The organism is Sphingobium sp. SA916 (assembly GCF_002894065.1).
Classification (GTDB): Bacteria; Pseudomonadota; Alphaproteobacteria; order Sphingomonadales; family Sphingomonadaceae; genus Sphingobium; species Sphingobium fuliginis.
This window is the reverse complement of sequence record NZ_LXYF01000037.1, coordinates 67,586-76,853: the sequence shown is the minus strand read 5'-3', so window position 1 is coordinate 76,853 and position 9,268 is coordinate 67,586. Positions and strand designations below refer to the sequence as shown.

13 protein-coding genes are annotated in these 9,268 nt (G+C 67.0%); 6 read left to right on the top strand and 7 right to left on the bottom strand.

Translation table 11 applies throughout. The features are described 5' to 3' along the window. The 3 genes from A8G00_RS11515 to A8G00_RS11505 form a co-directional block, all read left to right on the top strand. Window positions 1-1,399: L,D-transpeptidase family protein (locus A8G00_RS11515; protein WP_253257977.1), on the top strand; the 1,399-nt coding region annotated here is incomplete at its 5' end. Between the two features lie 5 nt (window positions 1,400-1,404). Then, window positions 1,405-1,701 carry a hypothetical protein gene (locus A8G00_RS11510; protein WP_025551772.1) on the top strand — a complete coding sequence of 99 codons (297 nt, stop codon included), beginning with the start codon at window positions 1,405-1,407 and terminating at the stop codon, window positions 1,699-1,701. Between the two features lie 110 nt (window positions 1,702-1,811). Further along, complete coding sequence (locus A8G00_RS11505) at window positions 1,812-2,492, top strand: murein L,D-transpeptidase catalytic domain family protein (protein WP_103000738.1); 681 nt, start codon at window positions 1,812-1,814, stop codon at window positions 2,490-2,492. Window positions 2,493-2,700: 208 nt separating this feature from the next. On the opposite strand, the gene A8G00_RS11500 is transcribed toward A8G00_RS11505, so the two are convergent. The 7 genes from A8G00_RS11500 to crcB all read right to left on the bottom strand — a co-directional run bounded on the left by A8G00_RS11500 (window position 2,701) and on the right by crcB (window position 7,452). Then, window positions 2,701-3,429 carry a hypothetical protein gene (locus tag A8G00_RS11500; RefSeq protein WP_099185920.1) on the bottom strand — a complete coding sequence of 243 codons (729 nt, stop codon included), beginning with the start codon at window positions 3,427-3,429 and terminating at the stop codon, window positions 2,701-2,703. A gap of 92 nt (window positions 3,430-3,521) precedes the next feature. Then, window positions 3,522-4,217, bottom strand: a complete 696-nt coding sequence (locus A8G00_RS11495) for an ATP12 family chaperone protein (protein WP_099185921.1) — start codon at window positions 4,215-4,217, stop codon at window positions 3,522-3,524. Next, window positions 4,214-4,471: a hypothetical protein gene (locus A8G00_RS11490; protein WP_099185922.1), complete on the bottom strand. Its 258-nt coding sequence runs from the start codon at window positions 4,469-4,471 to the stop codon at window positions 4,214-4,216. The genes A8G00_RS11495 and A8G00_RS11490 overlap by 4 nt, the downstream gene beginning before the upstream one ends. After that, a complete protein-coding gene (locus A8G00_RS11485) occupies window positions 4,468-5,157 on the bottom strand; it encodes an HAD-IA family hydrolase (protein ID WP_099185923.1) in 690 nt (229 codons plus the stop codon). Before A8G00_RS11485 ends, A8G00_RS11490 begins: the two co-directional genes overlap by 4 nt. Next, window positions 5,154-5,756, bottom strand: a complete 603-nt coding sequence (locus A8G00_RS11480) for an FMN-binding negative transcriptional regulator (RefSeq protein ID WP_099185924.1) — start codon at window positions 5,754-5,756, stop codon at window positions 5,154-5,156. The genes A8G00_RS11485 and A8G00_RS11480 overlap by 4 nt, the downstream gene beginning before the upstream one ends. After that, the gene (locus A8G00_RS11475; protein ID WP_099185925.1) at window positions 5,753-7,072 is read right to left on the bottom strand and encodes an RluA family pseudouridine synthase; all 1,320 of its coding nucleotides are present in this window, start codon (window positions 7,070-7,072) and stop codon (window positions 5,753-5,755) included. Before A8G00_RS11475 ends, A8G00_RS11480 begins: the two co-directional genes overlap by 4 nt. Beyond that, a complete protein-coding gene (crcB, locus tag A8G00_RS11470; protein ID WP_044661843.1) occupies window positions 7,069-7,452 on the bottom strand; it encodes a fluoride efflux transporter CrcB in 384 nt (127 codons plus the stop codon). The genes A8G00_RS11475 and crcB overlap by 4 nt, the downstream gene beginning before the upstream one ends. A 55-nt stretch (window positions 7,453-7,507) precedes the next feature. On the opposite strand from crcB, the gene A8G00_RS25160 reads away from it, so the two are divergent. The 3 genes from A8G00_RS25160 (at window position 7,508) to A8G00_RS11460 (ending at window position 9,202) form a co-directional block, all read left to right on the top strand. Then, window positions 7,508-7,675 (top strand): hypothetical protein, encoded by a 168-nt coding sequence (locus tag A8G00_RS25160; RefSeq protein WP_216365615.1) that lies wholly within the window; start codon window positions 7,508-7,510, stop codon window positions 7,673-7,675. A 211-nt stretch (window positions 7,676-7,886) separates the two neighbouring features. After that, the gene (locus tag A8G00_RS11465; protein ID WP_099185926.1) at window positions 7,887-8,342 is read left to right on the top strand and encodes a carboxymuconolactone decarboxylase family protein; all 456 of its coding nucleotides are present in this window, start codon (window positions 7,887-7,889) and stop codon (window positions 8,340-8,342) included. Next, window positions 8,342-9,202: a sigma-70 family RNA polymerase sigma factor gene (locus tag A8G00_RS11460; RefSeq protein WP_025550172.1), complete on the top strand. Its 861-nt coding sequence runs from the start codon at window positions 8,342-8,344 to the stop codon at window positions 9,200-9,202. Before A8G00_RS11465 ends, A8G00_RS11460 begins: the two co-directional genes overlap by 1 nt. Window positions 9,203-9,268 lie beyond the last annotated feature (66 nt).

Genomic DNA, 9,268 nt, shown 5'->3' with positions numbered 1-9,268 from the left:
GCAACCGCCGGCCGTCGCGCCGACCATGCCCGCCCCGGCGGCGCAGCCCCCCGCCCCGCAGGTCATCCTGCCTCCGGCCATGGTGACGCCGCCGCCCGTGCCGCTGCCGCAACCCTCGGCAGCGCAGGAAAAATGGCTGAACGAGTGGCTGAAGGGCGGCGCGGTCCAAGGGTTGATGGCGCGCGCCAGAGCGACCGGAGAACTGAAGAGAGAGGCGCTTCTGTCCGCCGTGCTGGACCGGGCGAAGGCGCTCAGCACCGGGCGCGTGGATACCGCCGACTTCCTGGAGATCTGGGCGTTGCGCCCGGCGCGGTTCGATCCCCGGCCCGGCCTTGCCAAGGCGATCAGCGAGGACAGGCTGCCCCAATGGGCGCTCAGCCTGACGCCGCCCTATGCCGGCTATGACGGGCTGCGCAAGGGGCTCGCCAATTACGAACGCATTCGCGATGCGGGCGGCTGGCCCACCCTCACCGCGCAATCCTCCCCCGATGTCGTGCGGGCGCGCATCGCCATAGAGGACAAGAGCGTCACGCCCGGCGAAAAGCTGGTCGATGTGCTGCAACGGGCGCAGCGGCGCTATGGCCTCAACCCCACCGGCCTGCTGGACGCCCGGACGCTCAGGGAGCTGAACGTGCCGGTGGACGATCGCATCGCCGCGATCATGGCGAATATGGAGCGCTGGCGCTGGATGCCGCGCGAATTGCCGGTCAACCGGGTGCAGGTGAATATCGCCGCCGCCGTGCTGACGGTGTTCGAGGGCGACCAGCCGGTGACGTCGATGCGCGCGGTGACGGGCTCGCCCGACAATGCGACACCGATGCTGTCGTCCAGCATCCATTCGATCGTGGTCAACCCGCCGTGGAACGTCCCCTCCTCCATCGCGAAGCGCGAATTGTGGCCAAAGGGGCGCGCGACACTGATCCGGCAGGGGTACAAGATCGTCGGCACGCCGGAAACCGGAGAGCGGATCGTGCAGCCCGCCGGCCCGAACAGCGCGCTCGGCCGGTTGAAGTTCGACTTCAACAATCCCTTCGCCGTCTACCTGCACGACACGCCGTCGCGGGCAAAGTTTTCAAGCTATGACCGGCTGGCCAGCCATGGCTGCATCCGCCTGGAAAAGCCCGTCCCGCTGGCGGAGCTGATGGTGGCGGGCAATCCCGACCTTGCCGGCAAGATCCAGTCGCTGATCGACGCGGGCAAGACCCAGCGGGTGTCGCTGCCCAAGGAAGTGGCGGTGTACCTGCTTTACTGGACCGCCTTCGCCAGCAATAATGGGACGATGAGCTTCCGTTCCGACCCCTATGGCTGGGACAAGCTGCTGGCGGCGAAGATCGAGGCGTCCAGCCGCCGCGTCGATCCGACCGCTGCGCCCGCCACCTCCATCGCATCCAAGGACTGATCTTCATGCGCAAATTCGCCCTTATCGCCCTTGCCGGGACGCTTGCCCTCGCCGCCTGCGGCAAGAAGGAGGAAGAGGCGCCCGCGACCAACAATCTGGTCGAGCCGCCGGTCGAAAATGTGATCGAGGAGGAACCGGTGGCCCCCGCTCCCGAGCCGGGCAACAATGCGGCCGCGCCGGAACCTGCGCCGCCGCCGAGCATTTCCGAACAGCAGCAGATCGAGGACGACGCCGCCGCGACAGGCATGACGGCGCGCCTTGGCCAGGACGGCGCAGACGAAGGCGCGAACGCCACCGAATAGGGGCCCGCGCCATCGGCCGGAGTCTTCCCGCCCCGGAAAGGAGGCGGGACGGCGGCGGCGATCCTGCGCCGCCCTTGGACTGGCGCTGCTCCTTTGCTATATTGCGATTCATGGATCGTCGTAGTTTTACCAAGCTCGCTTTGAGCGGGCTGGCATTTTCGTTTCTTGCCGACAGTGCCGGGCGGGCCGCTCCGCTGGGCGAAACGCAGCCACAGCCGGCAGTTCCTCCCGCACCGCGTCCGGTTTCGCCGGGGCCGCTCGCGACCCAGCCCTATGCGAAACTGCTGGAGCGGGCAAAGGCCGCGCTGGACCAGCATGGGCATATGTTCACCCTGCGGGACCGGGTGGCGCTGGCCGATTTCAATGCGCCGTCGCGCGAATTGCGCTTCCATGTGGTCGACCTGATCGGCGGGCAGGCAAGTTCCTATCTGGTTGCCCATGGCCGCGGTTCCGACCCCGAGCATTCGGGATGGCTCCACAGCTTTTCCAATGAGCCCAATTCACTGGCGAGCAGTTCGGGCGCTTTCAAGACCGGCGAAATCTATGAGGGCCAGCATGGCCGGGCGATGCGCCTGGCCGGGCTCGATCCACAGAACAACAATGCGGAGATGCGCGCCATCGTCGTGCATGGCGCGGACTATGTCAGCGAGAACCATATCGCGACCTGGGGCAAGATCGGCCGCAGCGAGGGCTGTTTCGCGCTTGCCCGCCATATGCTGCCGCAATTCATCGGCCTGATGGGGCCGGGGCGGCTGCTCTATGCCGACAAGATCATGGGCCTGACGGCTTAGGCGCAGAGCGCTACCCTGTCCCGTTCGCACAGGGTCGGACAGGTTGAAACATGGCCTGCTCCCTCGCGGGGGCAGGTTCACCGTTGGACAAATAGGGCGTCGTGCGCAAAAGTGGGAACCGGTTTTGGGTTTAAAAGGATGCGACAACAAAAAGCTTGGAGCGCGCGGCCTGCGCCCGACTTAACGCAGCGCGCTCTAAATAGCGGCGTCAGCCGGCCTTGGCGCCCGTCATCGCCTCGATAGAGGGTTTGTTCATCGGGTCGATGGTGCCGTCGCTCAGCATCGCCTTGCCCATTTTCAGCGCTTCGGCGGACAGGGCCGGGTCGTTGCCGGTCTGGCTGACCCCGATCAGTGCGGATAGCAGGATGTTGCGGGACACCGCGTCCCCGGCTTTTTCCGCGACGGACCTGCGCGCGAGGGTCAGCGCCTCCTGATAGAGGGGATCGGCCCCGGTCCTGTCATTGCCGGCCAGCTTCTGATTGCCCATCTGGATCAGGATGCCGGCGAAAATATTGCGGCTGGCGGCATCGGCGGGCTTTGCCTCCACCAGCTTGCGCCAATGGGGCGCGGATTCGGTGTAGAGCGCGATCACCCTGTCCATCCTGCCCAGCGCGCCCTGCGCCGCCGCATCGGCGTAAAGCGCGTTGGCAAGGAAATTCACATTTTCGATCCTGGCGGGGTCGAGTTCCACGGCCGTGCGGATAGCGGGCAGTGCGGCTTCATATTTCGCGGCGGCGCCGGCATTGTCGCCGGCCTGCTGCGCGGTCTGTCCCGCGGTGAAATCAGTGACCGCCCGGTTGAAGGCCGCGATCTGTTCCGAACTCATCCGACCGGCGGCGGGAGCCGCCTGCCCCGCCTGCTGGGCAAGCGCCGGGGCCGCCAGCGCCAGCGGCGCGGACAGGGCGATCAGGACGAAAAGAGAAAAACGGGGCGGCAAAATGGAGCACTCCTCGGTCTTGCGAAAAAAGCGGGCTTCGGGGCCGCCCGCCTGTCGATATTGAACGAAGACGCTGCGTCATTCCCACCCGGTCAGGCGCGGACCATCTCGCAAAAGGCTCGGGCCATGGCAAATTCGTTCCTGCGCTGCGCCGACCGGGCGGCGGCTTCCTTGTCCTCACCCCATTGTTCGACTTCCCAGGCTTCGTCGATTTCGGACGCCGTCCAGATCAGGTCGGCGTCATGACCCCCCTCCACCACCGCCAGACCGCAGACGAGCGAGCCGGACAGCGTCACCAGCGTCGACAGCCCCGCCAGGGTGAAAGGGTCGAGAACCGCCACGGCAGCCGCCAGCCGCTCCAGCGTTTCGGTCGGCTGGGCCACCGGAACGATGCCCTGCGTCACCCGGAACGCGACGTCGTAGCGGGTCGTCGCCCATTCCAGCAGCGGGTCCCAGGCCGCGGCCTCTCGAGCGATCAGTTCGGCCGGCCCCTCCGCACGATAGCAGAGCAGATCGCTTTCGGCATAGCGGGCGATGCCTGCGGCAAAACTCCCGCTATTGGGCGCGATCTGGTCTATGGCGCCGTTGGCGAGCCCGGTGAACGGCATGGATCGGGGGGCGACCGTGTCGCCCTGCGCGCGCCATTCTTCGGCGATCGCCTCTGCAAGCCCCTGGGTGGGCAGCGCCAGCGGCGCGCGGGCGGGCGTGCGGACCGGGCGGCCGTCGAGGCGGATTTCGAAACCGGATTCAACCGCGACGACGGCGGCATCCTGGTAGAAGCGTTTCATGATTGCGGCGGTTTCCTGAACAGCGCGAGCAGCAGGCGCGGGACGATGACGAACTGGAACAGGCCGACGATGACGAAGATCGCGCCCATCGCCTTCGCCTTGTTCCCCTGCACCCAATGGAAGCGCTGCATCAGCACCAGGAAGCCGAACATCACCAGCAGCGCGCCCGACAGGCGGAACAGGCCGAGCGCGAAGAAACGCTGGCGGGCGACCTTTTCAGGGTCGGCGGGAGGGACGGGCGGCATGTCGGTCATCGGGAGCGGCTGTCGGACGAAGGGCCATGGGGGGCGTGGATATGGCCGCGCAGCTCCGCGCTGTCCATGGCGACGCTGTGCGCGCCGGCGTCCATCAGATCCTGCGGCGTGTGATAGCCCCAGCCCACGCCCAGCGCCCGCGTGCCGGCAGACAGCGCCATGTCGATGTCGAAGCTGGTGTCGCCGATCATCACCGTGCTTTCCGGTGTCGCTCCTGCTTCGGCCATGGCGGTCAGCAGCATGGAGGGATGCGGCTTCGACGGATGGCGGTCGGCGGTCTGCAACGTCACGAAATGGGCGTGGATGCCATGATGGGTGAGGCAAAGTTGCAGGCCGCGGTCCGATTTGCCGGTGGCAACGCCCAGCAGCCAGCCATCGGCATCCAGTTCGCGGATCAGTTCGGCAATGCCGGGATAAAGCGGTTCCGACACCGCATTTTCGCGGCGAAGCTGCTGGAAGGCCAGCTTGTAGCTTTCCGACAGATGATCGTGATAATCGGCATCCGCATCCGGCAGGAGCCGCGCCATGGCGAGCGGGAGCGACAGGCCGACGACCGACAGGATCGTCGCGCGGTCCGGCGCCGCCAGCTTCTCGCCCTCGAACGCGCGGACCATGGCCGTGCAGATGCTGTGCTGGCTGTCGACCAGCGTGCCGTCGCAATCGAATACGGCAAGGCGATTGCTCATGGCCGCGTCGCCCGCATGAGGGCGGACATGGCGGCATCGCCTCTGGCCGCGAGAGCGTCCGCCACGGCGATGCGCGCGGATTCCGGCTTGTCCTGTCCCAGCTTCATCGTGCCTTCCATCGCATGCACGGCCATCTCAAAGCCGATCAGGCCCGTCATCACACGCTCGAACAGCCCCTCGCTCATCTTCTCGCGGGTCCAGAGCGGTTTCGGCAGGAGGCGGCTTTCCTGATCGTTCGACAGCGCGTCGAGATGGGCGACGGTCTGCTCATGGTCCAGCCTGCGCATGACGCCGCGCAATTCCGCCGACTGGTAGTTCCAGGTCGGCACCTTGTCGGGCATGCCGTACCAGTCGGGGCTGATATAATGATGGGCGCCGGTCACGACGATCAGCGCTTCCTGACCGTCCAGGTGGCGGACGATGGGATTGGCGCGGTGGAGGTGAAGGCCGACATGCCCCTCGTCCCTCCAGACGAGCGGCAGATGGACGACATGCTGGCGGTCCGGTGCGGTCACGCAGAGCAGGCCGAAGCCCACCTCCGCCACGAATGCGCGGATCGCGGCTTCGTCCCGCCAGCGATAGGGCGCGCCGGGCGTCATTTCCTGCGCGGCCCTCCACCCGAACCGCGGGCGCGCCGTTCGCCCTTGCGGCCCTTGCGGATCTGCTTGGCATGGGCGCGGGCGGCCTTCTTCTCATCCTCCCGCGTGGGCGCGCGGGCGATCTCCTCGTCCAGCGGCAGGTCGCCGGCGGAGAGGTCGAAGCCCAGCGAGGCAAGGCTGGCGGCGAAATGCTCGGGCAGTTCGGCCCGCACGTCGACCCGGCCGCCATCGGGATGATCGACCCGGATGCGGCGGGCGTGAAGATGCATCTTGCGGCTGATCGTGCCGCTCAGAAAGGCGTCCTTGCCGCCATATTTGCCGTCCCCGACGATGGGATGGCCGATCGCCGCCATATGGACGCGCAACTGGTGGGTCCGGCCGGTATAGGGTTGCAGTTCGACCCAGGCGGCGCGATTGCCCGCGCGTTCGATCACGCGATAGCGCGAGCGGGAAGGAAGCCCCTCTTCCTCATCGACATGCATTTTCTCGCCGCCGGTGCCGGGCTGCTTGGCGATGGGCAGTTCGATCATGCCATCCTCGATGGAGGGCACGCCCATCACGATGGCCCAATAGACCTTGCGCGCCGTGCGGCTGGAGAAGGCCTTGGCGAAGAAGGCGGCCGACCGCGCGGTGCGCGCGACGAGCAGCGCGCCGGACGTGTCCTTGTCCAGCCGGTGGACGAGCTTGGGCCGCTGGTCGAGGTCGAACTCCAGCGCATCGAGCAGGCCGTCGACATGATCGTCCGTCTTGGTGCCGCCCTGCGTGGCGAGGCCGGGCGGTTTGTTGATGACGATGGCTTGCGCGTCGCGATGGATGACGAGCCCCTGGGCGAAGGCCGCCTGATCGTCCGTCAGTTGCGGACGGACGCGTTTGGGCTTCGCGGTTTCGGGAGCCTTGGGCTCGGCGGGGGGCACGCGGATGGTCTGGCCCTCCGCGATGCGGTCGCCCGGCGCGGCGCGGGCGCCATCCACGCGCAACTGGCCGGTGCGTGCCCAGCGCGAGACGGTGTTGAAGCCGATGTCGGGCAGATGGCGCTGGAACCAGCGGTCGAGCCGGATGCCGTCGTCATCCGCCGCCACGCGGAATTGCCGCACGTCGAGCGACACGCCCTTCGCCGGAGAGGAGGAGGCGGACCGGGCAGCAGTCTTTGCCGCAGGCGTTTTGGCGGCGGGCGTTTTGACAGGAGGCCGGGCAGCGGGCTTCGGCGCATCCGGCTTGCGGGCGCGAGCCGCCTTGGCCGCGCCGCGCGCCCGCCCCTGGGGCGCTGCGCCGGGCTTGCGGGGACCGGTGGGTTTGCCGGGAGGACGGCCCTTCATGCGACGCTCCTCATGACGGCCAGACCGCCGGCCAGCGCACCCACGGCGCCGATGACGGAAAGGACCGCATAGCCCAGCGCCATGCCCGGCTGTCCCCGCTCCATCATCAGCACGGTTTCCAGGCTGAAGGAGGAGAAGGTCGTGAAGCCGCCCAGCAGACCGACGGCAAGCAGCAGCCGGATCGGTTCGCCCCCCGTCATATTGAAGCGGGCCAGCCATCCGGCGAACAGGCCCATGGCGAAACCGCCGATGATATTCGCGCCGAATGTTCCCCAGGGCCACAGGGCGCCAGGGAATATCTGGGCAGCGAGACGCCCGAGCAGGTAGCGCAAGGCCGATCCGACGGCGCCTCCTGCCATGACGAGAAGAATATTGGTCATGCCGCCCGCACTAGAGCATTTTTGCAAGGCTTGGGAAGCGGTCATTGGCCGGGGGATGAAGGTCGCGCTGATGCAATGGACGGCCGCGGGGGCTAGAGCCAATCGACATTCAGATGATGACGAGCCGAAAATGGTGGTTTTCCGTGACCCGGAGCGCAGCCTACTCAAAGTAGGTGAGCACCGGAAGCACGGAAAAGCGTCATTTGCAGGCCGTCAGGGCTGAATGTCGATTGGCTCTAGGGGGCGGTTAGGGGACATCAAGCCCCTTCCCTCCAGGTCCAGACGAGGCAAGTGGCTGGTTTGAAGGGTCGGAGTGGAGAAGTGCCGCTGTTCCGCCCTTCCAATCGCCGATATGGCATTTTTTTCGCGACCCATGTCACGCCAGCCGATCCTGTCTCGTCATGTCGGCATAACTCAGGAAGAAAGGTGCTGACATGACTGCCAAGCTCGACCCCTTTGCCGCCGCGCCCCAGCTTATGAAAAGCTGGTTCGCCACCTCCGCCGCCATCAATGCCAGCCTTGAGCCGAGCCTTATCGAATTGGTGAAGATCCGCGCGTCGCAGATCAACCAGTGCGCCAACTGCATCAACATGCACACGGTCGAGGCCCGCGCGCAGGGCGAAAGCGAACAGCGCATCCACCTGCTTTCCGCCTGGCGGGAGGCGCCCTGCTATACGACGCGCGAGCGGGCCGCGCTGGAATGGACGGAGGCCTTGACGCGCCTTTCCGAAGGGCACAGCCATGAAGCGGCCCACAAGGCGCTGGCAGCCGAGTTTTCGGAGGAGGAGCAGGTGAAGCTGACCCTGATGATCAACGTCATCAACGGCTGGAACCGGATCGCGGTGGGCTTCGGCCTCTGGTACGACACGCCGGCCAGGGCGGCTGCGTGATGGCGCAGGGGGCGCATGGGGGCGCGGCGGAGAGCTTCGATCCGCTGCGTCCCAGGCTCATCCGCGTCGCCTATCGCATGCTGGGTTCGGTCGCGGACGCCGAGGATGTGGTGCAGGAAGCCTTTATCCGATGGATGGGCGCCGACCGCGACGCGGTGCGCGAGCCGGAAGCGTTCCTGCGCCGCACCGTCACGCGGCTGTGCCTCGACCAGCTCAAGTCGGCGCGGCGCAACCGCGAAACCTATATCGGCCCCTGGCTGCCCGATCCGGTGGTGGACGACGCCGGGGAAGAAGAGGACGTGACGCTGCCGCTGATGCTGGCGCTGGAACGGCTGTCGCCGCTGGAGCGGGCGGCTTTCCTGCTGCATGACGTCTTCGGCGTCGGCTTCGAGGAAATCGCCGCCACGGTCGAACGCGATCCGGCTGCCTGCCGTCAACTGGCGGCGCGGGCGCGGGCCCATGTGCGGGAGGCGAGACCCCGCTACCGGGTGGAAAGACAGCACGGGCTGGAGATTGCCGGCGCCTTCTTCGCCGCCTCGCGGAGCGGCGACATGGCGGCGCTGGGCGCGATGCTGGCACGGGATGTCAGCCTGCACAGCGATGGCGGCGGCAAGCGCCCTGCCGCGATCGTTCCGGTGCTGGGCTTCGGCCCGGTCATGCAGATGCACAAGGCGCTGGCCGTGCTGTTCGGCAAATATGGGTCGACGCTGGTGCGCGTGGGATTGATCAACGGCCTTCCCGGCTTCGTCACCCGGGAGGCGGACGGCGAACTCCAGACCACGGCGCTCGACATCGAGGATGGGCGCGTCACCGGCATCTATGTGATGCGCAATCCCGACAAGCTGCGGCATCTGCATTGACGGGGCCGGAAAGCCTGCGCTGGGCCTGTCGAAGGTCGGGAACCGGTCTTCCGATCAAACGATGCC